This window comes from Rhodococcus sp. 05-2254-6 (assembly GCF_002258565.1).
Taxonomy (GTDB): Bacteria; Actinomycetota; Actinomycetes; order Mycobacteriales; family Mycobacteriaceae; genus Rhodococcoides.
In genome coordinates this window covers 1-23,906 of sequence record NZ_NOZF01000110.1, presented here as the reverse complement: position 1 = coordinate 23,906, position 23,906 = coordinate 1, and the positions used below count along the sequence as shown (strand labels likewise).

The window sequence follows — 23,906 nt, the reverse complement described above, 5'->3', positions numbered from 1 at the left end:
TCAGCCCCCGACGTTCGGTCCGTCCCGACACGACAAGGGATAGAAGATGAGTACATCTCCCCCAGCAGCATCCGACGACAACGCCGCCTCCAAGACGAGACGGCAGCGTAGGACGCGCCGACGCATCACCGGTGCTCTCGTTCTGATGATGGGCCTCCTGAGCGCAGGGTTCCTCGCCTCGGCCCTGACGCCGGCTCCTCAGGTCGCGACTGCCGATACCGATTCGGCAGCGCTCATCCGCGAGGGCAAGCAGCTCTACGACACGTCCTGCGTCACGTGCCACGGTGCCAACCTGCAGGGTGTTCAGGATCGCGGACCGAGCCTCATCGGCGTCGGCGAAGCAGCCGTGTACTTCCAGGTGTCGAGCGGTCGTATGCCCGCTGTTCGCAACGAGGCACAGGCGATGCGCAAGCCGCCGAAGTTCAACGACAAGCAGATCGACGCCCTCGGTGCCTTCATCAACGCCAACGGCGGCGGACCGACGGTCATCCGCGACGAGAACGGTGAGATCGCTCAGGAGTCCCTGCGCGGTGGCGACATCGGACGCGGCAGTGAACTGTTCCGACTCAACTGCGCTTCCTGCCACAACTTCACCGGTGAAGGCGGCGCTCTGTCCTCGGGCAAGTTCGCACCGTCCCTCGGCCCTGCCAACGAGCAGGAGATCTACACCGCGATGGTCACCGGCCCGCAGAACATGCCGAAGTTCTCCGATCGTCAGCTGACGATCGAGGAGAAGTCCGACATCATCGCGTACGTCAAGTCGGCCCAGGAAACCCTTCCCGCAGGCGGTTGGAGCATCGGAAGTTTCGGTCCCGGTACCGAGATGATCGCTATCTGGACGGTCGGCATCATCGCCGTCGTCGGAGCAACTTTGTGGATCGGAGCTAGATCATGACCGACGGCGATTCCGGCCGTAAGGACGCGGGCAACGACGACGAATCCGGACGCAAGGATGCGCCCGGTGCCGACGGCGTGAACGCGGACAAGAAGTACACCGACGAGGAACTCGCCGCGATGAGCCGCGACGAACTGGTCGAGCTCGGCACCAACCTCGACGGTGTCGATGTCGCTTTCCGCCGCAACCGTTGGGCTGTGGAAGGTACCCGCGCCGAGAAGCGTGCCGAGCGCAGCGTCGCGATCTGGTTCGCGATCGCCGGCCTCGCCGCTGTCGCATTCATCGGCATCTACCTGTTCTGGCCGTGGCAGTACTCCGGTATCGGCGAAGAGAACTACCTGGCCTACTCGCTGTACACCCCGCTCATCGGCGGCACGATGGGCCTGGCGATCCTCGCGGTCGGTATCGGCGCGGTGCAGTTCACCAAGAAGTTCATCCCCGAAGAGGTCTCCATCCAGGACCGTCACGACGGCGGCTCGTCCGAGCTGGACCGCAAGACTCTCGTGGCAGAGCTGGGCGATTCGCTCGACACGTCGACCATCGGTCGCCGCAAGGTGATCAAGCGTTCGCTCGTCTTCGGTGGTGGCGCGCTCGGCGTCATGGCGCTGCTCCCCCTCGGTGGACTGATCAAGAATCCCTGGGCCAAGGGCGAAGATTCGCCGTTGTGGGTATCCGGCTGGACTCCTCGCTACGATGGAGAGACCATCTACCTCCGACGAGACACCGGGCGACCGGAAGATGTCGTTCTCGTTCGGCCCGAGGACTTGGACGCTGGTGCCATGGAGACCGTCTTCCCGTTCCGCGAAGCGGACCGCGAGAGCGAGCACGATCTGCTCGTCTCGCTGCGTGGAGTTCGTAACTCGGTCATGCTCATTCGCCTTCGCCCGGATGCCGCCAGCACCGTCATCAAGCGCAAGGGTCAAGAAAGCTTCAACTACGGCGACTACTTCGCCTACTCGAAGATCTGTACGCACCTGGGTTGCCCGACATCGTTGTACGAGCAGCAGACCAACCGAATTCTGTGCCCTTGCCACCAGTCGCAGTTCAACGCGCTCGAGTACGGCAAGCCGATCTTCGGACCGGCTGCGCGTGCGCTGCCCCAACTTCCCATCACTGTCAACGAAGAGGGATTCCTCGTCGCTTCGGGAGATTTCACCGAAGCTCTGGGGCCCGCCTTCTGGGAACGTCGTCCGGAGCGTGACTCATGAGTACATTGCAAACCCTCGCCGCCAAGCAGGCCGACGGCGTAGACAGTCGTTACCACCTGGCGCCGGGATTGCGTCGCCAGATCAACAAGGTCTTCCCCACGCACTGGTCGTTCCTGCTCGGTGAGATCGCGCTGTACAGCTTCGTCATCCTGCTGATCTCGGGCGTGTTCCTCACCCTGTTCTTCGATCCGTCGCTCAGCGAGGTCGTGTACGACGGTGCGTACACCCCCCTCAACGGTGTGACGATGTCCAGGGCATACGCCACCGCTCTCGACATCACGTTCGAGGTTCGTGGCGGTCTGTTCATGCGGCAGATTCACCACTGGGCGGCCCTGATGTTCGCCGCCTCGATCATCGTGCACATGATGCGCATCTTCTTCACCGGTGCGTTCCGTCGCCCGCGCGAGGCCAACTGGGTCATCGGTTGTTTGCTGCTCATCCTGGCGATGTTCGAGGGCTTCTTCGGCTACTCGCTCCCCGACGATCTGCTTTCCGGCACCGGCCTCCGCGCCGCTCTCGGTGGCATCACGATGAGTATCCCGATCATCGGCACGTGGATGCATTGGCTCATCTTCGACGGCGACTTCCCCGGCACGATCATCATTCCGCGCCTGTACGTCGCTCACGTTCTTCTTCTACCGGCCATCATCCTGGCGCTGATCGCAGCCCACCTGGCCCTGGTCTGGTACCAGAAGCACACGCAGTTCCCCGGACCCGGCCGCACGGAGCAGAACGTCGTCGGCGTTCGTATTCTTCCGGTCTTCGCGGTCAAGTCCGGTGCTTTCTTCGCCGTCACCTTCGGTGTGCTGGCAGCGATGGGCGGACTCATCCAGATCAACCCGATCTGGAATCTCGGACCGTACAACCCGTCGCAAGTGTCGGCAGGCGTGCAGCCCGACTTCTACCTGATGTGGACCGACGGCATGGCACGACTGTGGCCTGCCTGGGAGATATACATCGCCGGGCGCTACACCATCCCGGCAGTGTTCTGGGTGGCAGTGATCATGGGTCTCGTCTTCACCGTGATGATCGCGTACCCGTGGATCGAGAAGCGTCTGACCGGAGACACTGCGCATCACAACCTGCTTCAGCGTCCCCGTGACGTTCCGGTGCGTACTGCGATCGGCGCGATGGCCCTCACGTTCTACGTGATCCTCACGCTCTCGTGCATCAACGACCTCATCGCCTACAAGTTCGACATCTCGCTCAACGCGATGACGTGGATCGGTCGTATCGGAATTCTCACCATGCCTCCGCTCGCGTACTTCATCGCGTACCGATTCTGCATCGGACTGCAGCGCAGCGATCGGGCAGTTCTCGAGCACGGCATCGAAACCGGAATCATCAAGCGACTCCCGCACGGCCAGTACGTGGAAATCCACCAGCCGCTCGGACCGGTCGACGATCACGGACACCCGATTCCCCTCGATTACCAGGGCGCAGCCGTTCCGAAGAAGATGAACAAGCTCGGCTCGGCCGGAAAGCCCGGCTCGGGATCGCTGTTCAGTCCGGATCCGGTGGCACAGAGCAAGGCTCTCGAAGATGCCCTTCACAAGGGTGAACACGAGCAGCTGACGATGCTCCGCAACTACCAGGCGGGCATCCACGGCAACGGCCACTCGAACGGCAACGGCCATGCCAATGGCAACGGGCACTCGAACGGCAATGGCCACTCCAATGGCAACGGCCACTCGAACGGCAACGGCCATGGACTCCACTCGGATGAGGACACCGCTATCGCTTCGGGTCGAAGCGATAGCGACAGAGAACACTGACATCTGACAGAGTCTCGAAAAGGGCGACACCGGCAACGGTGTCGCCCTTTTTGTTGTCTGCGAACACGATCCGGGCTGGAACACTTCGCATCACCCTCCGAGGCAGCACGGCCGGCTGCTCGTCGTCGGGAGATCCGATAGCCCTCCCCTCCCCCACCGTCGGATGACCCATCCATATCCCAGGTACATCGACCGGTCTCAGCTCCGGGGTTCGCGACGACCGGTATTACTATCGGTGTCATGGTCCGTGTTCCACTCACCCCCGGCGAACTCGCCCGCGGTGCCAGGCTCGGCTCCGCTCTCCGTCATGCCCGCGGTGGCCGAACCATGACCGACGTCGCCGATACAGCAGGCATCTCGGTCGAAACTCTGCGCAAGATCGAGACCGGCCGAATTCCGACGCCGGCGTTCTTCACCGTCGCCGCGTTGTGCGGCGCGCTGAACATCTCCCTCGATTCGCTTGCCGATCAGGTGCCCCGTGCCGTTCGGTCCCACTCGGAGGCCGACGTTTCCTGAGGGTCGTGCCACCTCGTTCACCGCAGCGCGCTCGACCTCCACACGCTCGCTCTCCGTGTCACCTCACAGCGCCATGAGCGGACCATCCTGTTCGGCCGGTATGCGGACAGCAGAAAAGGGCCCCGGTCGCTCGTGAGAACAACCGGGGCCCTTTTCGGGTGCAGCAGATGGAGTTAGTGGCGCTCGGCACCGACGTGGTACTCGAACACCAAACCTGCGGCCGCAGCGATGACGCTCACCACGCCGAGGGCGATGAGCCACGGCTGGAAGAAGGCGAATCCGATGGCGGTGATGGACGCGGCGCCTGCGAGCACGATCGGCCAGAAGCTACCGGGGCTGAAGAAGCCCAGGTCTCCTGCGCCGTCGCTGACCTCGGCGTCGTCGAAGTCCTCGGGTCGGGTGTCGAGGCGTCGTGCGACGAATCGGAAGTAGGTTCCGACGATCAACGTCAGACCGACCGACAAGAAGATCGCGGTGACTCCGGCCCACTCGACTCCTGTGCGGCTCAGGCCCGTGAACAACGCGTACACGATGCCGACCAGGAGAAAGAAGACAGTGAGGATTTCGAAGATCTTGGCTTCGATTTTCATATCAGCATGCTTCCTTGGTCAGTTGCCTTCAGCGACAGCGGCTGTGCGGAGGGTGCGGTCGGTCGAGAACGGAGCGGTGCTCGTTGCGAGGGGGCTTTCGCCGATGGCTTCGAGTGCCTGCGCGTTGGTCAGCGCATCTCCGCCTTCGGACAGAGGCTTGCGAAGCTCGATGTACTGCTCGAACCGCTCGGGAGACACGGCACGAACCTCGAAGTTCATCATCGAGTGGAAGGTGCCGCACATTTCGGTGCACCGTCCGACAAAGGAGCCTTCGCGTTCGATTTCGCTGATCTGGAAGACGTTGTCGGAGTGGTTCTCCTCGGGGTTCGGGAGAACGTCACGCTTGAACAGGAATTCCGGAACCCAGAATCCGTGGATGACGTCCGAGGACGCGAGCACGAATTCGATGCGCTTACCGGTCGGCAGAACCAGGACCGGGATCTCTTCGCTCGAGCCGACCGTTTCGATCTTGTTGTAGTGCAGGTACGACAGATCCTGCGTGGATGCTCCGTTGATCGGTCCCGGAACGAACTCGCCGTCCTCGCTGCCCTCGGCACCTTCGCCCGGAGTGGCAGCGGCCTCGGCGGCAGCCTGCTCCTCCTCGTCGGTGCCCTCGTACTTGGCGGCACCGTCCTTGAGGTCGATGGTGCGGTAGCCGAACTTCCAGTTCCACTGGTAAGCCGTGACATCCACCTGGACGTCGGGATCGGCCTGCTTCTCGTCGACGTAGTTCTGCACCACGACGGTGAAGTAGAACAGGACGGCGATGATCACGAACGGGACCGCCGTGTAGAACAACTCGAGCGGAACGTTGTAGGCCGTCTGGCGAGGGAACTCCGGTGAGCTCTTCTTCTTACGGTGGAACAGCACCACCCAGAAGATCAGAACCCACACGATGATGCCCATGACCAGGGCGGCAATGACCGACCACGTCCACAGGTCGCCGATGCGTCGCCCCTGCGGGGTGACGCCCGAGGCGAAACCGAAATTGAGTACGTTGTCGCTGCTGATGGAACAGCCCGACAGCATCAACGCGGCTACACCGAGAAATGCTGTCAGCCCCGCTCGCCGAAGGATCCGACTATGCGCCACGTTCACGCCTTCCTGATTGCCCACCACTGAAGAATAAGGGCTTCCACATGGAGATGCCCGAGTACTACGCAGCGTAGACCAAAGCTGACGCGGAGCCACCCTTGGGTCGTTACCTAGGTTCGAGCGTGTCTGCGGCATACTCGGTTGCTGATCGACCGTCCCGCTGACGACACGCGGAGATCCGGCCCCCGGCATTGTCCCCAACTGCGAGAAGAGGTAGCAGACGCTGTGTGTGGACTGCTCGGAGTACTGACATCTCACGGAACGACCGCCGCCGGCGTCGAGCTGGTGAGCTCGGCGACTCACTGCATGCGCCATCGTGGCCCGGACGAGCCCGGTGGCACCTGGCACGACGACGACGTCGTATACGGCTTCAATCGACTCTCGTTCATCGACATCGAACACTCGCACCAGCCGATGCGGTGGGGTCCGCCCGAGTCGCCGAACCGGTACGCACTGGTGTTCAACGGTGAGATCTACAACTACCTCGAGTTGCGTGCCGAGCTCGCGCGCGATCACGGGGCAGAATTCGCCACCGAAGGTGACAGCGAGTCGATCGTTGCGGCGTTCCACTACTGGGGCGCTGCCGCCGTGCAGCGTCTGCGAGGAATGTTCGCCTTCGCCATCTGGGACACCGAGACGCGCGAGATGTTCGTTGCACGCGATCCCTTCGGCATCAAGCCACTGTTCCTGGCCACCGGTCCCGGAGGCACCGCGTTCGGTAGCGAGAAGAAGAGCGTGCTCGAGCTGATGGATCTGCTCGGCGTCGGCACCGATCTCGATCCGCGTGCCATCGAGCACTACACGGTGCTGCAGTACGTCCCCGAGCCCGAAACCCTGCACGCAGGCGTTCGGCGGCTCGAATCCGGTTGCTACGCCACGCTGTCACCGGGCACGCCGCCGAAGGTCACTCGCTACTTCACCCCGAAGTTCCCGGTTCAGCCATTCGCACCCGGCAGCGAGAAGGCGCGGTACCAGGAAATCGCCGAGGCACTCGAAGACTCGGTTGCCAAACATATGCGCGCCGACGTCACGGTCGGCTCCTTTCTCTCGGGCGGAATCGATTCGACGGCCATCGCAGCTCTGGCGATCCGTCACAACCCCGACCTGATCACGTTCACCACCGGATTCGAGCGCGAGGGCTACTCCGAGGTGGACGTGGCAGCGGAGTCGGCCGCGGCAATCGGTGCTCGGCACATCGTGAAGGTCGTCGGACCCGAGGAGTTCGCGGCGTCCATCCCCGAGATCGTCTGGTATCTGGACGATCCAGTGGCCGACCCCGCGTTGGTGCCGCTGTACTTCGTCGCCAAGGAAGCCCGCAAGCACGTGAAGGTCGTGCTCTCCGGCGAAGGTGCGGACGAGTTGTTCGGCGGTTACACCATCTACCGCGAACCGCTGTCGTTGAAGCCGTTCGAGTCGCTTCCCGCATTCCTTCGACGTGCGGCCGGCTCGTTGAGCGAGCGAATCCCCGAGGGCACTCGCGGCAAGAGCCTGCTCAACCGCGGATCCATGACTCTCGAAGAGCGGTACTACGGCAACGCACGCAGTTTCAACGACGCGCAGTTGCGGTCGGTGCTGCGCGAGTTCCGATCCGAGTGGACCCATCAGGACGTCACCGCGCCGATATACGCGCAGTCGCAGGGATGGGATCCGGTGGCTCGCATGCAGCATCTGGATCTGTTCACTTGGTTGCGCGGCGACATTCTGGTGAAGGCCGACAAGATCACCATGGCCAACTCACTCGAGTTGCGCGTTCCGTTCCTCGACTCCGAGGTCTACAAGGTCGCCGAGAAGCTCCCGCTCGACCAGAAGATCACCAAGAGCACCACCAAGTACGCTCTGCGTCAGGCGCTGGAGGGAATCGTTCCCGGTCATGTACTGCATCGCGCCAAGCTGGGATTCCCTGTGCCACTGCGCCATTGGCTGCGCGGACCGGAACTCTTCGATTGGGCCCACCAGCAGATCGCCGACTCGCAGACCGATCACCTGCTCAACAAGGCCGCCGTCGTGGCGATGCTCGACGATCACCGCGCCGGCAAGTCCGATCACAGCCGTCGACTGTGGACGCTGCTGATCTTCATGGTGTGGCACGGCATCTTCGTCGAGAAGCGCATCGTGCCGCAGATCGCCGAACCGGAGTATCCGGTCAACATCTGACCTGGCCGACCGTCCCCGCCGGATCAATGCGACTTTCGGTCGCTCGGAGTGCAACAAAGCCACATTGATCCGGTGGGCGAACGAACAACCTCGATCAGGCGGGGAGCAATGCCCCGATTTCCTCGCCCGCTTCTTCACCGTAGGCAGAGGTCAGACGCTTGATCGCGTCGTCGCGGTTGAGATCCCACTCCTGAGTGCCGGTGGTCTCGAGCACCAGCACGGCCACGAGCGAACCCAGTTGCGCTGCACGTTCGATGCTGGCTCCGGCCATGTGGGCGGTGAGGAAACCTGCTCGGAAGCCGTCGCCGACACCGGTCGGATCGACCTTGCTCGTCTCTGGCACGACACCGACATGGGTGTGCACACCACCCTTTTCGACGATGTCCACGCCACGCTTGCCCAGGGTGGTGACGCGCAGATCCACCTTGTCGGCGATGTCAGCGTCGGACATGCCGGTCTTCTGCTTGAGGAGCGCCCATTCGTACTCGTTGGTGAACAGGTACGCGGCACCGTCGATCAAGTCGGTTGCCTGCGCGGCGTCGAGTCGAGCGAGCTGCTGCGACGGGTCGGCCGCGAACGGGATGCCTGCAGCGCGGCACTGCGCCGTGTGCGCCGTCATCGCGTCGGGGTCGTTGGCACCGATCAGAACCAGGTCCATCGTGTGCTGCGCTGCGAGTGCCTCGATGGAGATGTCTCGGGCCTCGCTCATCGCTCCGGGGTAGAACGACGCGATCTGCGCCATGTCCTCGTCCGTGGTGCAGACGAAGCGAGCAGTGTGTGCGGTAGCGGACACGCTCACACCACTGCAGTCGACGCCGTGCTCTTCGAGCCAGGTCCGGTACTCGGCGAAGTCCGGTCCCACGGCCCCGACGAGCAGAGGCGCGCCGCCGAGAACTCCGAGTGCGTACGCGATGTTTCCGCCGACGCCTCCCTTGCGAATGACCAGATCGTCCACCAGAAAGCTCAACGAGATGTTCGAGAGCTGATCGGCGACGATCTGCTCGGCGAACCGTCCGGAGAATCGCATCAGATGGTCGGTCGCTATCGAGCCGGATACCGCGAGTGTCACGAAGGAAGGCCTTTCGGTTCGTAGATGCTGTGGAGTCGACGGGCAGACACGACTGTGACCGGTACACGCATGCGTGTACCGGTCACAGTCGAGTACGAGTCAGCTCAGTTGAACGAGTCGCCGCACGCGCACGATCCCGTGGCGTTCGGGTTGTCGATCGTGAAGCCCTGCTTCTCGATCGTGTCCACGAAGTCGATGGATGCACCCTCCACGTAGGGAGCGCTCATCCGGTCCACTGCGAGGGTGACGCCGTTGAAGTCGACCGCGAGGTCGCCGTCGAGGCTTCGGTCGTCGAAGAAGAGCTGGTAGCGCAGTCCTGCGCAACCACCCGGCTGCACGGCGATGCGCAGCGCGAGGTCGTCACGGCCTTCTTGATCCAGCAGCGCCTTGGCCTTGGTCGACGCGGTCTCCGTCATGGTGACCTTGTGTGCCGTGGTTTCGGTCGTTGCGGTCTCATTCGAAACGGTCATGGGTTCTCCCTATCAGTCGTACAACCCGTGAATGACTCAACCGTACTCCCGGTAGCTCTATTCCTCACGCTCGCCGCCTCCCTTGCACACCGGTGTCGACCACGTCGGCCGCGACGCGCGCGGCCAACTGTTCGAGCTGATTCGCCGCATCCGACATCGCCAGCGCGACCGAACCCGCGAACTCACTGATCGAGTGCGCAGCCGAGATGCCCGCCGACTCCAGTTCGTCCTTCGACAACGTGACCTGCCCAGCGAGCACGATCGTGTCGATGCCCGTCGCGCCGCCCGCGGCAGCGATTCTGGTCACCAGCTTGCCGCGCAGCGATTGCGAGTCGAATTTGCCCTCACCGGTCAGCACCAGGTCGACGGAGTCGAGCAGTTCCTGCTGCCCGGTTCGTTCGGCCACCACGACGGCACCGGGTAGCTGCCTGCCGCCGAGTGCGAACAGTGCCGCCCCCAGACCTCCTGCGGCTCCGGCTCCCGGTCGGTCTGCCACGTCGTAGCCGGCGGCAGAGAGCACTGCAGCCCAATCGGTGTTCGACTCCTCCAGCCGAGCGACGGTGTCTGCGTCGGCACCTTTCTGTGGACCGAACACGCGGGCCGCACCGGCGTCGCCCAGCAGCGGGTTCTCCACGTCCGACGCGGCGACGAGGTCGATGCCCGACAATCGCGCGACCGCCGATCCGAGTCCGCCCAGCGCACGAATCATCGCGCGCCCGCCGTCGCTGCAGCTGCTTCCGCCGAGCCCGACGAACACCGTTCGCGCCCCGGCGTCGAGAGCGGCGTCGAGCAGCTGACCGACGCCGTAGCTGCTCGCCTTCAGTGCTGACAGTGGAGTGGGCGGGCCGTCGAGAAGATGCAGTCCGCAGGCCTGAGCCGATTCGATGTACGCCGCCGTACCGTCGAGCAGCCAGTGGGCTCGGACCGGGTTGCCGAGGGGCCCGTCCACGTCTGCGGTCTGCACGGTGCCGATGCGCGAGGCCAGGACCTCGACGAACCCTGGGCCGCCGTCGGATTGGGGCGCGAGTTCGAGTTCGTCGGTCTCACGAACCGAGGCCCATCCCCTGGCGATGGCGTCGGCCGCGGCCGCGGCAGTCAAGGTGTCTCCGAACGAATCCGGCGCAATCATCACTCGCATCGTCGGAAGTCTAGGGCTGCAGCGCCGGAACGGCATCCGCTGTTTCGCCGCTGACCTGGCCGGTGTTCGTCGGCAACGGGCCATCCCATACTCTGAGTGCGTGAAGCTGCTACGCCGTGGAAACTCTGACAATTCGGACGGAAACGACTCGAACGAATCCGAGTCGACGACGGCCGGGAGCGACGCAACCCCTTCGGTGTCTCTCGGCAAGGGCCGACCGACCCCCAAGCGCCGTGATGCCGAAGCTCGGCGTCGCGGACCGGTTGCTCCTGCTCCTCTGACGAGCAAAGAGGCACGCGAGCGCCGCAAGGCGAACAAGGGCAGCAAGGAAGACCGCAAGGCCGCCTCCAACGAGCGACGTGCCGCCGCAGCCGAACGACGCGCACGGATGCTGGCGGGCGAAGACAAGTATCTGCTCCCCCGCGACAAGGGTCCGGTGCGTGCATACGTACGCGACATCGTCGATGCACGACGCAACCTCGTCGGCCTGTTCATGCCGCTGGCCTTGATCCTGATCTTTGCTCTGTTCCTGCAGCCGCAGGTGCAGCAGTACGTCACCCTCGGCATGTTCGTGATGATGCTCTTCATGGTCGGCGAGGGCATCTACCTCGGCAAGATGATCAACAACAAGATCCGGGTGCGGTTCCCCGAGACCACCGACGGCGGTTTCAGGATCGGGTGGTACGCCTTCGTGCGTGCGTCCCAGATCCGCAAGATGCGCGCACCCAAGCCGCGAGTCAGCGCCGGCGAGGCCGTCTGACGTCGGTGGGCGAACCGAGACGAACCCTCGTGCTCGGTGGAGCCAGATCCGGCAAGTCCGGGCACGCGGAATCGCTTGCCGTTCTCGAGCCGGTTCGCTATCTCGCGACCGGTCGGCGGGACGCCACCGACGAGGACTGGCAGCTTCGTATCGAGCGTCACCGTGCGTCGAGACCGAGACACTGGTCCACCGTCGAAACCGTCACGTCTCTGTCCGGTGTCGTGACGCAGCCGTGGGACGGCACCACCGTCGTCGACGATCTGGGAACGTGGCTGACGGGAATGCTCGACGATGCACAGGCCTGGGAGCTCCCCCGCGGCACGATCGCACCGGCTGTCGACGATCTGGTTCGGGCAGTCGCGGACTGCCCGTCCCACCTTCTGCTCGTCAGCCCCGAAGTCGGCTTGTCCGTGGTGCCCGAATCCCGTTCCGGTCGCCTCTTCCGAGACGAGCTGGGATTGCTCAATTCTCGGCTCGCGGCAGTATGTGACAGGGTTCTGCTGGTCGTCGCAGGACTCGCGCTGACCCTCAAGGACCCTCCGGCGGACTTCATCACCGCGAAAGGCACAGTGTGACAATTCTTTCGGAAGAGGCTTCGGCGTCGCCGTTTCGTCCGGTGACAGCTCCGTCGGACTCGGCTCGATCGGCCGCCGCCGACCGGCAACAGGAATTGACCAAGCCTGCCGGAAGCCTCGGTCGCCTCGAGGCGCTCGGTGAGTGGATCGCCGCCTGCCAGGACGCCTGCCCGCCGCGGTCTCTCGAACGAGTGCGTGTCGTCGTCTTCGCCGGCGATCACGGCGTGGCCGCACACGGGGTCTCTGCCTACCCTCCCGAGGTGACGGCTCAGATGGTCGCGAACATCCGCGCCGGCGGCGCAGCGGTCAACGTACTCGCGGCCATCGCCGGTGCCGCGGTTCGGGTTGTCGACATCGCGGTCGACACCGATACGGATTCTTCGGTGTCCGCGTTCAAGATTCGACGGTCCAGTGGATCGATCGACCGCGAGGATGCACTCACCGAGGACGAGGTTCGGGCCGCGATCGCTGCCGGAGCCGCCATCGCCGACGAAGAGGTCGACGGCGGCGCGGATCTTCTCATCGCAGGCGATATGGGTATCGGAAACACCACTCCGGCAACGGTATTGATCGCCACCCTCACCGACACCGAGCCGGTTGCCGCCGTCGGTCGCGGCACCGGAATCGACGACGCGGGGTGGATCAGGAAGACCGCAGCGATCCGGGACGCGATGCGTCGAGCCCGGCCGGTCGCGAAGAACCCCACCGATCTGCTGCGTGTCGCGGGCGGTGCCGACATCGCGGCCCTCGCCGGCTTTCTGGCACAGGCAGCGCATCGGCGAACCCCGGTGATTCTGGACGGCCTGGTGGTGACCGCGGCCGCATTGGTGGCCGAGGACGCGGCGGCCGGGGCACGCAACTGGTGGGTTGCCGGGCATCGCTCGGCCGAGCCTGCCCATTCACTTGCGTTGCGGCACTTGCGTCTCGAACCGATCGTGGAGCTCGGGATGCGACTGGGCGAAGGTTCGGGAGCGCTGGCGGCGTTGCCTCTGGTTCGTGCGGGTGTCGGCACCCTCAATTCGATGGCAACCTTCGCCGACTCCGGTGTCAGTACCGGCGACAGCGAAGCCCGCAGCACTGCCGAAGACCGCAGCACCGCCGAAGACCACTGACTGTGCGCAGCCCAGCCGATTCACTGGTGCTCGCGTTCTCCTGGCTGACGGTGCTTCCCGTGCGCGGCCCCGACGAGGTCGACAGGGACTCCGCCGGGCGCGCGATAGCGCTCGCTCCAGTCGTCGGTATCGCCCTCGGCAGCATCAGCGCGATCGTTCTGTGGGTGTCGATCACGGCGGGCCTGACGCCTCTCCTCGGCGGACTGCTCGCCGTCGCGGCCTCGGCATTGCTCACTCGCGGCATGCATCTGGACGGCTTGGCCGACACCGCGGACGGACTGGGCTGCTACGGACCTCCCGAGCGCGCGCGAGAAGTCATGAAGTCCGGCAGTGCGGGGCCGTTCGGAGTTGCGACCATCGCACTCGTTCTGGCAGTACAGGCCGCGAGCCTGGGCCAGCTCGCGCACCAACAGCTGTGGTGGGCCATTGCAGTTCTGCCGGTGATCAGCCGGGTGTCGGTGGTCCTGGCCTGCCGCCGGGGTACGGACGCGTCGTCGCCGAACGGTTTCGGCGCTCTCGTCGCGGGCACGCAGTCGAACATGGCACCAGCGCTGTGGGTGGTTGTCGCAGTGGCGATCTCGGTGTTCGCACATCCCGACCGCCCGTGGCAGGGCCCCCTGGTGGTCATCGCCGTACTCGCCCTCGCGATGGTTCTCACTCGCCACTGCGTGCGACGCTTCGGCGGGCTCTCCGGCGACGTGCTCGGAGCCGGAATCGAGACCACCACCGCGCTGGCCGCGGTCGGCCTGCTTCTGGGAAGCTAGCGGAGCTTGGTCATCCAGCCGTGCGTATCGGCGAAGGTGCCGCGCTGAATGCCGGTGAGCGTGTCGCGCAGTGCGAGCGTGATCTCGCCGGGCTCGCCGCCTGCGATCTCGAACGCCCCCTCGGTGGACTTGACGCTACCCACCGGTGTGATGACCGCTGCTGTGCCGCAAGCGAACACCTCGGTGATCTCGCCGGAGTCGGCCCCCTTTCGCCACTCCTCGGTGGAGATCCGACGCTCTTCGACGGGGATGCCTGCGTCGGTCGCCAGGGCCAGCAGCGAGTCACGAGTGATGCCGGGGAGCAGTGACCCGGACAGCGACGGCGTCACCAGTCGTGCGTCGGAGCCCGAGCCGAAGACGAAGAACAGGTTCATCCCGCCCATCTCCTCGACGTACCGGCGCTCGATGGCATCGAGCCAGACCACCTGATCGCATCCTTCGTCGCTGGCCTGTGCCTGCGCCAGCAGAGATGCGGCGTAGTTGCCCGCGAACTTCGCGTCTCCGGTGCCGCCCGGTGCCGCCCGGACGTATTCGGTCGACAGCCAGACGCTCACCGGCTTGACGCCTCTGGGAAAGTACGCACCTGCGGGAGAGGCGATCAACATGTAGCGGTACGAATCGGCCGGGCGGACACCGAGTCCGGCTTCGGTGGAGAACATGTACGGCCGGACGTAGAGCGCGTCCTCGCCGCCTGCCGCGGGGACCCAGTCGTGGTCGAGTTCGAGCAGCTTCTCGATCGATCCGATGAACAGCTCGTCAGGCAACTCCGGCATCGCCAGACGGCGAGCCGAGGAGCGGAAGCGCTCGGCGTTGGAGTGCACCCGGAAGGTCGAGAGGTCGCCGTTCGGCTGACGGTAGATCTTGAGTCCCTCGAAGATGGCCTGGCCGTAGTGCAGGACCATCGCGGCGGGGTCGAGCTCGATCGGACCGTACGGCGCGATCGTGGCATCGTGCCATCCGCCGTCACGGGTGTAGTCGATGTACACCATGTGATCGGTGAAATGTTTTCCGAAACCGGGTGCAGCGAGCACCGCGTCGCGCACGGCGGGCGTAGCGGGCGAGGGATGCTGCACGTACGTGAATTCGGAGACACCTGTCATGCCCGAGATCCTATCGTCACGGCCACCGAGCTCTCGCGCGGTCACCTGGTCTTCACTGCGACGAAGGGCGGCGCGACCACTTCGCAGCGCAACGCTCGCCCACGAACGTCGACTTCGACCTCCGAGCCCACCGCAGGAGCGGCCTCCGCGTCGAGCAGGGCGAGGGCGATTCCGATCTTCAGCGACGGCGAGAACGTGCCGGACGTCGTCGTTCCGATCTGCTGTCCCGATGCCTTGACGGCAAGGCCCGGGCGCAGGACACCGCGATCGAGAGCCCTCAGTCCACGCAGCACACGCGCCGGTCCGCTCTCCTTCTCCGAGGACAAGGCTTCCTTGCCCCAGAACGCATCCTTCTTCCACCCGATAGCCCAGCCGCAGCGCGCCTCGAGAGGCGAGATGTCCAGTGCCAGTTCGTGTCCGTGCAACGGGTAACCCATCTCGGTGCGCAGTGTGTCGCGCGCTCCGAGCCCGCACACCTGTCCCCCACGAGACCGCACTGCTGCCATCAGCGCCCGGAAGAGCGGTTCCACGTCGCCCGCGGGTGGAACCAGTTCGTAGCCGTGCTCGCCGGTGTATCCGGTTCGGCAGACTCGCACCGCAACCGAATTCCAGGTGGCGTCCTCGAACGCCATGTAGTCCATGTCGGTCGGCAGGCCCAGTTCCTGAAGAACCTCGGTCGATTTCGGTCCCTGCACGGCCAGGACTCCGAACTCACGGTGCTGGTTCACCACCGAAATCCCGTCGGGTGCCTGCTCGGCCATCGCCGCGACGACGGCCGCCGTGTTCGCCGCGTTCGGCACCAGAAAGACATCCTCGTCCGAGACGTAGTATGCGATCAGGTCGTCGACGACGCCGCCGGATTCGGTGCAGCACAGCGTGTACTGCGCCTTGCCCGGTTCTATTCGGTTCAGATCGTTGGTGAGAACGGAGTTCACGAACGCAGCGGCTCCGGGTCCGGTCACCGACGCCTTGCCGAGATGCCCGACATCGAACAGACCCACGGCCTCTCGCACTGCCGTGTGTTCGACGACGACCCCGGCGTACGACACCGGCATGGTCCAGCCGCCGAAAGGTGCGAATGTCGCACCCAATTCGGTGTGCACGGCGTGAAGTGGTCCCTCGATCAGCTCGGTGTCGGTCATGGCGGTCACGCTAGCTCACATCGCGGCCGTCGCGGGCCCGGCAGACCGACTGCGTCCCTCGACGAGTCGTCATTAGGATCGAGGTACGTACACGTCAACCCCTACAGGAGCAGCCACGTGCCTTCACCCTCGACGCCTTCCCGCACTCTCGGACCCGACCTGGTCCTCGCGGGCAAGCTCGGTAAGAAAGTCGACGTTCTCGTCGTCGCGCTGAGTACCAGCGACGACGGCCTCGAGCTCGCCATCACCGACGACATCTCCGACGACGCCGTCGCTGCTGCGCTGCTCGATTCCTTCGAGTCCGTCGGTGCCACCGGCAAGGCCGATGAACTGGTGCGCATTCCGGCACCGGCCGGCCTGTCCGTGGACAGCGTCCTGGCGGTCGGCCTCGGTAGCGCAGCCGACATCGACAGCGAGCGCATCCGGCAGTCCGCCGGAACCGCGGCTCGTGCACTGAAGGGCGTCGATACGGTGGCGACCACGTTGTCGGCACTCGATCTCGGTGCGACCGCGGAGGGGTTCTTCCTCGGCGCGTATCAGTTCACCGCGTTCAAGTCCTCGCTCTCGGCCCCGAAGGCGGACGGTCTTCCCCTCGCCCGCGTCGAGTTGCTCGTGCCCGACACGCGCTCGAAGGAAGCGAAGAACGAGCTGGCACGCTCGATCGCCATCGCCGAATCCGTTGCTGTAGCACGTGATTTCGTCAATACTCCGCCGAGTCACCTCTACCCTGAGGAGTTCGCGGCGCAGGCGAAGGCGCTGGGTACGGCTGCAGGCCTGAAGGTCGAGATCCTCGACGACAAGACACTGGAGAAGGACGGCTACGGCGGCATCTACGGCGTCGGCAAGGGTTCTTCACGCCTGCCCCGACTGGTTCGCCTGACTCACTCGGGCGGCAAGCGGGGCGCGAAGAAGGTCGCCCTGGTGGGCAAGGGCATCACTTTCGACACCGGCGGCATCTCCATCAAACCCGCTGCGGGCATGGAGAACATGACCTCGGACATGGGCGGTGCGGCTGCGGTCATCGCGACGGTGATCCTGGCCGCGAAGGTCGATCTGCCGCTCGACGTCGTCGCGACGGTGCCGATGGCCGAGAACATGCCGTCGGGCACAGCGCAGCGTCCGGGCGACGTACTGACCCAGTACGGCGGCATCACCGTGGAGGTCATCAACACCGACGCCGAAGGCCGCTTGGTGTTGGCCGACGCGATCGTGCGTGCCTGCGAGGACGATCCGGATTACCTCATCGACACCGCGACACTGACCGGGGCCCAGGTGGTCGCGCTCGGCAATCGGACGCCAGGAGTCATGGGCACCGAGGACTTCCGCGACCGCGTCGCCGAAATCTCTCAGGCCATCGGCGAGAACGCGTGGCCGATGCCGTTGCCGAAAGAGATCCGACGTGAACTCGATTCCAAGGTGGCCGATCTGGCGAACGTCACCAACGGCCGCGCCGGTGGAATGCTGGCCGCTGCGCTGTTCTTGAAGGAGTTCGTCCCCGAGGGCGTCGAATGGGCTCACATCGACGTCGCGGGACCGGCGTACAACACCGGCGGGCCCTTCGGGTACACCGGCAAGGGCGGCACCGGCGTTCCCGTACGGACGATGTTCGCGGTCCTCGAGGACATCGTCGAGAACGGCTGATGGCACAGTCCGTGCGTGCGGATCGAAATCTGCACGCACGGATTTCGGTCAGAGATCGCGCTGCTGCTGTTCGCGCTTCTTGATGATCTTCTGGCGAGCGTCGTGATCGCGCATGCGCTGGGGGTAGCCGGTCTTGCGCACGTCGTAGACCGGCATCTTCAGGTCGCGTCCGATCTTTCGTGCATATTTTTCATCCAGCGGCCGACGGGTCCACTCGCCGTCGTTCGCGATGAGCACCACCGTCAGCGGGGTCACCGTCGTCTTCGGCTCGACGTAGGCCTCGACACCGATTCGAGCGGCCGTCCAATCGGCCAGGTACTGGGCAACCGACCCCTCGGGGCCACGTTTCGCGGACCCGCCGCTTCGTTTGAGTCGATCGAACAATCCCACGAGAACATCCTTTTCGTACGGCCGATGAATCACCGGTTCGGGTGCCGGAATGTTGTTACCCGCCAGTTTGCCAGGCGTGTTTCCGCGCCCTAGGGGAACGGCGAGGCGATAACAATGGAAGGATGACATTAGAGGGTTCAGCTCTCTTGATAGTGAACCAAGGCTCGTGAAGTGAGTAAGTGAATTGCCGAGAGGGAGTGTCTACGTGGGCGCTGTGTCGAGCCGAACACGCTCGATCGGTGTTCTGTGCACCGGCGCCTCCGTCGAACCGAATCACGCAACTCTCGTCCATGAACCCTGTTCCGCCAGCACAATGGTCTGCGACCACGAGTCGTCGAACCACATCACCCGCACACAACTGTCGAGGAGTCAACAGACATGGCCTTCTCCGTCCAGATGCCAGCTCTTGGTGAGAGCGTCACCGAGGGAACTGTCACGAGGTGGCTCAAACAAGAAGGCGACACCGTCGAAGTCGACGAGCCATTGCTCGAAGTCTCCACGGACAAGGTCGATACCGAGATCCCGTCGCCTGCAGCCGGTGTTCTGACCAAGATCGTCGCTCAGGAAGACGACACCGTCGAGATCGGTGGCGAGCTCGCCCAGATCGGTGACGCAGGCGAGGCTCCCTCGTCCGACGCGCCGGCCGAGGAAGCTGCGCCCGCCGAGGAGTCGGCACCCGAGGAGGCTGCCGAGGAGCCCACTCCCGCAGCCGAGCCCGAGCCACAGGCCGAGGAGGAGGCACCCGCAGCGAGTGCATCGTCCGACTCGTCCGGATCAGGCACCCCGGTGACGATGCCCGAGTTGGGCGAGTCCGTCACCGAGGGCACCGTGACCCGTTGGCTCAAGGCCGTCGGCGACGAGGTTGCTGTCGACGAACCACTGCTCGAGGTCTCCACCGACAAGGTCGACACCGAGATCCCGTCTCCGGTCGCCGGAACTCTGCTCGAGATCTCCGCCGAGGAAGACGACACGGTCGCCGTCGGTGGCCAGCTCGCCGTCATCGGATCGGGATCGCCGGCCGAGAAGGCCCCCGAGCCCGAGGCCACCCCGGAGCCCGAAGCCCCCAAGGCCGAAGAGCCGAAGAAGGAAGAGCCCAAGAAGGAGGCTCCCAAGCAGGAAGCCCCGAAGGCCGAACCGAAGCCCGAACCCAAGGCCGAGCCCAAGCAGGAGACTCCGAAGGCTGCTCCCGCCAAGGAGTCGGCACCGTCGGGTGATTCCAGCCCGTACGTCACGCCGTTGGTTCGGAAGCTGGCGTCGGACAACGATGTCGACCTCTCGACGGTCAAGGGCACCGGTGTCGGTGGACGCATCCGCAAGCAGGATGTGCTCGCTGCTGCCGAGGCCAAGAAGGCTCCGGCTGCTCCGGCCGCCGAGGCTGCGCCCGCCGCGGCCGCCAAGCCCGCTGCGCCGGCCACGGCCGGTGTTCGTCCCGAGCTCGCGCATCTTCGTGGCACCACGCAGAAGATCAACCGGATCCGGCAGATCACCGCGAAGAAGACGCGTGAGTCGCTGCAGACCTCTGCACAGCTCACCCAGACCTTCGAGGTGGACGTCACCAAGATCGCCGGTCTGCGGACGAAGGCGAAGGCGAAGTTCGCCGAGAACGAGGGCGTCAACCTGACGTACCTGCCGTTCTTCGCGAAGGCCGTCGTCGAAGCTCTGAAGGCGCACCCCAACGTCAACGCGAGCATCAACGAGGAAGCCAAGGAGATCACGTACCACGCCGATGTCCACCTCGGTATCGCCGTGGACACCGAGCAGGGTCTGCTCTCCCCCGTCATCCACAATGCGGGCGACCTGTCGCTCGCCGGGCTGGCTCGGGCGATCAACGACATCGCCACCCGTGCACGCTCGGGTGGGCTCAAGCCCGACGAGCTGTCCGGTGGCACGTTCACGATCACCAACATCGGCAGCCAGGGTGCATTGTTCGACACCCCGATCCTGGTTCCGCCGCAGGCCGCCATGCTGGGCACGGGCGCAATCGTCAAGCGTCCGGTCGTCGTCAAGGACGACTCGGGCAACGAGTCGATCGGTGTTCGCTCGATGTGCTACCTGCCGCTGACCTACGACCACCGCCTGGTGGACGGAGCCGATGCGGGACGCTTCCTCACGACGATCAAGCAGCGTCTCGAAGTGGCGTCGTTCGAGGCCGATCTCGGCCTGTAGGCAACCGACGAATCGCGACTCTCACGTATTCTGGTGAGAGCGCGAAACATTCGCATCGGAGTCTCGAAAAGAGGGGCACGAACCGTGCATCCGGGGCATCATTCGTTCGCGAATGATGCCCCGTTTGCGTCAAGGAGGCTTTCGTTCACATGCGCGTAGTCATTGCAGGTTCATCAGGTTTGATCGGCACGGCCCTGGTCGCAGCGCTGCGGGGCCGCAGCCACGACGTCACCCGCCTGGTTAGGAGATCACCGGCCGGACCCGACGAGTCACAGTGGGATCCATCGCGCGGAAGCGTCGATGCGGCCGCGCTCGACGGAGCCGACGCGATCGTCAACCTCTGTGGTGTCGGAATCGGTGACAAGAGATGGTCCGGTGCGTACAAGCAGTTGGTGCGGGACAGCCGCATCGCTCCCACCGAAGTACTCGCCGGGGCTGCCGCCGACGCGGGTGTGCCCACTCTGATCAACGCGAGTGGCGTCAACTTCTACGGCGACACGGGCGATCGGGTGGTCGACGAGACGGCCCCGGTCGGTGAGGGGTTCCTGGCCGAGGTCTGTCGTGATTGGGAGAACGCCACGTCTGCGGCGTCGGACGCGGGTGTTCGCACTATCATGCTGCGGAGCGGTGTCGTGCTGTCGCAGCGCGGCGGCATGTTGGGCAAGCTTCGGCCGCTGTATCTGTTCGCCCTCGGCGGGCGGCTCGGCAGTGGCCGCCAGTACTTCCCGTGGATTTCTCTCGAGGACGAGATCGGTGCCATCGTCCACGGCATCGAGAACGACTCCCTGCGTGGCCCGGTCAACATGGTCGGTCCCACTCCGGTGACCAACGCGCAGTTCAACAGTGCGATGTCGCGCGCGGTGCACCGTCCGGCCCCCTGGGTCGTCCCCGGCTTCGCGCTGAAGGCGGTGATCGGAGAATTCGCCGAGGAGGCCATTCTCACCGGGCCACGGGCAATTCCGAAGGCTCTGGAGGACGCGGGCTACACCTTCGAGCACAACACCGTGGGAGAGGCACTGCGGGTGGCCGTCGGCTCCTGACGCGGCGTACCGTTCCGATTCATGAGTGATGCGAACTCTTCGTCGGCCGTGGTGTCGGCGCGCGCGAGCTCCGAACCGATGGTGGTGCGTGAGTTGGGCACCGTCGAGTACACCGAGGCCTGGGCACTGCAGCGCGAGCTGGCCGGTGCCCGGGCGGACGGTGTCGGATCCGACACGCTGCTGCTGCTCGAGCATCCATCCGTCTACACGGCAGGGCGGCGCACTGCCGAGGAAGACATGCCGCGGGACGGCACCCCCGTCGTCGAGGTCGATCGTGGCGGCAAGATCACCTGGCACGGTCCGGGCCAACTGGTGGGTTATCCCATCGTGAAGCTCGAACAGCCGATCGACGTCGTCAAGTACGTGCGCCGGATCGAAGAAGCTCTGATCTTCGTCGTGTCCGGGTACGGCATCGCCTGCGGACGCGTCGACGGTCGATCGGGAGTGTGGTTGGCGGCCGAGATGCGCGACGGCGCGTGGCTTCCCGAACGCAAGATCGCTGCCATCGGAGTACGCGTTCAGCGTGGGGTGACGCTGCACGGATTCTCACTGAACTGCAACGCCGCCATGACCGGCTTCGATGCGATCGTCCCGTGTGGCATCGCCGATGCGGGTGTGACGTCGCTGTCGCTGGAGCTGGGCCGAGACGTCACCGTCGGCGAGGTCACCGCTGCTGTCACCGAGGCCGTTCGGGCCGCGCTGGACGGGTCGATGCCCGTGCAGGATCACGAGATCGAACATCCGGCCGTCACGAGTGCGTCGATCAACCCGCAGTTCACCACGGTCCGCTTCGGCGCGTAGCATCGACTCTGTGACTGTGGCCCCAGAAGGACGCAAGCTGCTCCGCCTCGAGATCCGAAACGCGGAGACCCCCATCGAACGCAAACCCAACTGGATCAAGACCAAAGCGAAGATGGGCCCGGAATACACCGAGCTCAAGGGTCTTGTGAAGCGTGAAGGTCTGCACACGGTGTGCGAGGAAGCCGGCTGCCCCAATATCTACGAATGCTGGGAAGATCGCGAAGCGACCTTCCTCATCGGCGGTGAGCAATGCACCCGCCGTTGCGATTTCTGTCAGATCGACACCGGCAAGCCGGAGGACCTCGATCGAGACGAGCCGCGCCGGGTGGCGGAGAGCGTGCAGGCCATGGGTCTGCGCTACTCCACGATCACCGGCGTCGCTCGGGACGATCTCGAGGACGGCGGCGCGTGGCTGTACGCCGAGACGGTGCGGTACATCAAGAAGCTGAACCCCAACACCGGCGTCGAGCTGTTGATCCCGGATTTCAACGCCAAGCCGGATCAGCTGGCCGAGGTGTTCTCCTCCCGTCCCGAGGTGTTGGCGCACAACGTCGAGACGGTGCCGCGCATCTTCAAGCGCATCCGCCCCGCCTTCCGGTACCAGCGGTCGATGGACGTCATCACCGCGGCCCGCGCCGACGGTCTGGTCACCAAGTCGAATCTGATCCTCGGCATGGGTGAGACCCCGGAAGAGGTGCAGGAAGCCATTCGTGACCTGCACGAGGCCGGTTGCGACATCCTGACCATCACCCAGTACCTGCGCCCGTCGCCGCGCCACCACCCGGTCGAGCGTTGGGTCAAGCCGGAAGAGTTCGTCGAGCACTCCGATTACGCCACCGAGATCGGGTTCGCCGGTGTGCTGGCCGGTCCGTTGGTCCGCTCCTCGTACCGCGCCGGACGCCTCTACGCACAGGCCATGGCGCATCACGGCCGTGAATTGCCCGAGAGCATGAGCCACCTGACCGATGGTGGCGAGGCCTCTCAGGAGGCCAGCTCGCTGATGGCTCGTCTGGCCGCTCGCTGATCGTCGTTCCCAATCCGGAGCGGTGCGAGTGAGCGTCGGCACAGGACGTATCCTGTGAGGCATGGCGAACGGCAGTAAGGCTGGCAAAGCAGCAAAGCCCAGCAAAGAAGCAAAAGCGGCTGCCAAGGCGGCGCGCAAGCAGGCATCGAGGGAACGGCGCAAGCAGCTCTGGCAGGCGTTTCAGATGCAGCGCAAGGACGACAAGGTTCTCCTGCCGCTGATGATCGGGTCGGTGGTCGGGCTGGGGCTCCTCGGATTCCTCATCGGCCTGGCCTTCGGTTTCCAGTGGTTCCTTCTCCCCATCGGACTGCTCCTGGGAGTCCTGGTTGCGTTCATCATCTTCGGTCGCCGCGTGCAGAAGTCGGTGTACAAGAAGGCCGACGGCCAGGCCGGAGCGGCCGCGTGGGCCCTGGACAATCTGCAGGGGTCGTGGCGGGTGACCAACGCGATCGCCGGAACCACCCACCTCGACGCCGTGCAT

General features: G+C 64.8%; 23 protein-coding genes. 15 read left to right on the top strand and 8 right to left on the bottom strand.

Going from position 1 to position 23,906, the window contains the following annotated elements; all coding sequences use genetic code 11:
* The first annotated feature begins 46 nt into the window (after positions 1-46).
* The 4 genes from qcrC to CH256_RS13680 all read left to right on the top strand — a co-directional run bounded on the left by qcrC (position 47) and on the right by CH256_RS13680 (position 4,394).
* The gene (gene qcrC / locus CH256_RS13695; protein ID WP_094640137.1) at positions 47-895 is read left to right on the top strand and encodes a cytochrome bc1 complex diheme cytochrome c subunit; all 849 of its coding nucleotides are present in this window, start codon (positions 47-49) and stop codon (positions 893-895) included.
* Positions 892-2,103, top strand: a complete 1,212-nt coding sequence (qcrA, locus tag CH256_RS13690) for a cytochrome bc1 complex Rieske iron-sulfur subunit (protein WP_256980917.1) — start codon at positions 892-894, stop codon at positions 2,101-2,103. Before qcrC ends, qcrA begins: the two co-directional genes overlap by 4 nt.
* Positions 2,100-3,878, top strand: coding sequence for a cytochrome bc1 complex cytochrome b subunit (gene qcrB / locus CH256_RS13685; RefSeq protein WP_094640138.1), 1,779 nt, complete (start codon positions 2,100-2,102; stop codon positions 3,876-3,878). The genes qcrA and qcrB overlap by 4 nt, the downstream gene beginning before the upstream one ends.
* 240 nt (positions 3,879-4,118) lie before the next feature.
* On the top strand, positions 4,119-4,394 hold the full coding sequence (locus CH256_RS13680) for a helix-turn-helix domain-containing protein (protein ID WP_068052101.1): 276 nt from the start codon (positions 4,119-4,121) through the stop codon (positions 4,392-4,394).
* A 173-nt stretch (positions 4,395-4,567) separates the two neighbouring features.
* On the opposite strand, the gene CH256_RS13675 is transcribed toward CH256_RS13680, so the two are convergent.
* Both CH256_RS13675 and ctaC read right to left on the bottom strand, forming a co-directional pair.
* Positions 4,568-4,984 carry a cytochrome c oxidase subunit 4 gene (locus CH256_RS13675; RefSeq protein ID WP_068052104.1) on the bottom strand — a complete coding sequence of 139 codons (417 nt, stop codon included), beginning with the start codon at positions 4,982-4,984 and terminating at the stop codon, positions 4,568-4,570.
* Between the two features lie 18 nt (positions 4,985-5,002).
* Positions 5,003-6,082 (bottom strand): aa3-type cytochrome oxidase subunit II, encoded by a 1,080-nt coding sequence (gene ctaC, locus CH256_RS13670; protein ID WP_068052110.1) that lies wholly within the window; start codon positions 6,080-6,082, stop codon positions 5,003-5,005.
* 222 nt (positions 6,083-6,304) lie between these two features.
* Here ctaC and asnB point away from each other — a divergent pair, with 222 nt between their 5' ends.
* Positions 6,305-8,233 (top strand): asparagine synthase (glutamine-hydrolyzing), encoded by a 1,929-nt coding sequence (asnB, locus tag CH256_RS13665; RefSeq protein ID WP_094669854.1) that lies wholly within the window; start codon positions 6,305-6,307, stop codon positions 8,231-8,233.
* A gap of 94 nt (positions 8,234-8,327) precedes the next feature.
* Here the strand turns inward: asnB and CH256_RS13660 are convergent, their stop codons facing one another.
* The 3 genes from CH256_RS13660 to CH256_RS13650 all read right to left on the bottom strand — a co-directional run bounded on the left by CH256_RS13660 (position 8,328) and on the right by CH256_RS13650 (position 10,910).
* On the bottom strand, positions 8,328-9,302 hold the full coding sequence (locus CH256_RS13660; protein ID WP_094669853.1) for a carbohydrate kinase family protein: 975 nt from the start codon (positions 9,300-9,302) through the stop codon (positions 8,328-8,330).
* 104 nt (positions 9,303-9,406) lie between these two features.
* Positions 9,407-9,772, bottom strand: coding sequence for a HesB/IscA family protein (locus CH256_RS13655; RefSeq protein WP_068052114.1), 366 nt, complete (start codon positions 9,770-9,772; stop codon positions 9,407-9,409).
* 64 nt (positions 9,773-9,836) lie between these two features.
* Complete coding sequence (locus CH256_RS13650; protein WP_094669852.1) at positions 9,837-10,910, bottom strand: glycerate kinase family protein; 1,074 nt, start codon at positions 10,908-10,910, stop codon at positions 9,837-9,839.
* Between the two features lie 100 nt (positions 10,911-11,010).
* Between CH256_RS13650 and CH256_RS13645 the strand changes: the two genes are divergently transcribed.
* Genes CH256_RS13645 through CH256_RS13630 form a run of 4 tightly spaced genes read left to right on the top strand, consistent with a single transcriptional unit; the run spans position 11,011 to position 14,121 of the window.
* The gene (locus CH256_RS13645; protein ID WP_068052118.1) at positions 11,011-11,670 is read left to right on the top strand and encodes a DUF3043 domain-containing protein; all 660 of its coding nucleotides are present in this window, start codon (positions 11,011-11,013) and stop codon (positions 11,668-11,670) included.
* Between the two features lie 5 nt (positions 11,671-11,675).
* Complete coding sequence (gene cobU / locus CH256_RS13640; RefSeq protein ID WP_068052121.1) at positions 11,676-12,245, top strand: bifunctional adenosylcobinamide kinase/adenosylcobinamide-phosphate guanylyltransferase; 570 nt, start codon at positions 11,676-11,678, stop codon at positions 12,243-12,245.
* Positions 12,242-13,357 (top strand): nicotinate-nucleotide--dimethylbenzimidazole phosphoribosyltransferase, encoded by a 1,116-nt coding sequence (gene cobT, locus CH256_RS13635; protein WP_094669851.1) that lies wholly within the window; start codon positions 12,242-12,244, stop codon positions 13,355-13,357. Before cobU ends, cobT begins: the two co-directional genes overlap by 4 nt.
* Before the next feature lie 2 nt (positions 13,358-13,359).
* Complete coding sequence (locus CH256_RS13630; RefSeq protein WP_094669850.1) at positions 13,360-14,121, top strand: adenosylcobinamide-GDP ribazoletransferase; 762 nt, start codon at positions 13,360-13,362, stop codon at positions 14,119-14,121.
* Here CH256_RS13630 and CH256_RS13625 read toward each other — a convergent pair.
* Together CH256_RS13625 and gcvT are read right to left on the bottom strand one after the other, a co-directional pair.
* Positions 14,118-15,221, bottom strand: coding sequence for a branched-chain amino acid aminotransferase (locus CH256_RS13625; protein WP_094669889.1), 1,104 nt, complete (start codon positions 15,219-15,221; stop codon positions 14,118-14,120). The two genes, CH256_RS13630 and CH256_RS13625, sit on opposite strands and share 4 nt — an antisense overlap.
* A 41-nt stretch (positions 15,222-15,262) precedes the next feature.
* Complete coding sequence (gcvT, locus tag CH256_RS13620) at positions 15,263-16,363, bottom strand: glycine cleavage system aminomethyltransferase GcvT (RefSeq protein WP_094640403.1); 1,101 nt, start codon at positions 16,361-16,363, stop codon at positions 15,263-15,265.
* Between the two features lie 117 nt (positions 16,364-16,480).
* On the opposite strand from gcvT, the gene CH256_RS13615 reads away from it, so the two are divergent.
* The gene (locus CH256_RS13615; protein WP_094669849.1) at positions 16,481-18,004 is read left to right on the top strand and encodes a leucyl aminopeptidase; all 1,524 of its coding nucleotides are present in this window, start codon (positions 16,481-16,483) and stop codon (positions 18,002-18,004) included.
* A gap of 48 nt (positions 18,005-18,052) precedes the next feature.
* Here CH256_RS13615 and CH256_RS13610 read toward each other — a convergent pair whose 3' ends face one another.
* Positions 18,053-18,394: an oxidoreductase gene (locus CH256_RS13610; protein WP_094640404.1), complete on the bottom strand. Its 342-nt coding sequence runs from the start codon at positions 18,392-18,394 to the stop codon at positions 18,053-18,055.
* 378 nt (positions 18,395-18,772) lie between these two features.
* On the opposite strand from CH256_RS13610, the gene sucB reads away from it, so the two are divergent.
* The 5 genes from sucB to CH256_RS13585 all read left to right on the top strand — a co-directional run.
* The gene (gene sucB, locus CH256_RS13605) at positions 18,773-20,560 is read left to right on the top strand and encodes a 2-oxoglutarate dehydrogenase, E2 component, dihydrolipoamide succinyltransferase (RefSeq protein ID WP_094669848.1); all 1,788 of its coding nucleotides are present in this window, start codon (positions 18,773-18,775) and stop codon (positions 20,558-20,560) included.
* 149 nt (positions 20,561-20,709) lie between these two features.
* Positions 20,710-21,600: a TIGR01777 family oxidoreductase gene (locus CH256_RS13600; protein ID WP_068052143.1), complete on the top strand. Its 891-nt coding sequence runs from the start codon at positions 20,710-20,712 to the stop codon at positions 21,598-21,600.
* 21 nt (positions 21,601-21,621) lie between these two features.
* Positions 21,622-22,401 (top strand): lipoyl(octanoyl) transferase LipB, encoded by a 780-nt coding sequence (gene lipB / locus CH256_RS13595; protein WP_094669847.1) that lies wholly within the window; start codon positions 21,622-21,624, stop codon positions 22,399-22,401.
* Positions 22,402-22,411: 10 nt separating this feature from the next.
* Positions 22,412-23,425: a lipoyl synthase gene (gene lipA, locus CH256_RS13590; protein ID WP_179272102.1), complete on the top strand. Its 1,014-nt coding sequence runs from the start codon at positions 22,412-22,414 to the stop codon at positions 23,423-23,425.
* 61 nt (positions 23,426-23,486) lie between these two features.
* Positions 23,487-23,906 (top strand): DUF4191 family protein (locus CH256_RS13585; protein ID WP_143536577.1); only part of this gene is annotated, 420 nt, incomplete at its 3' end.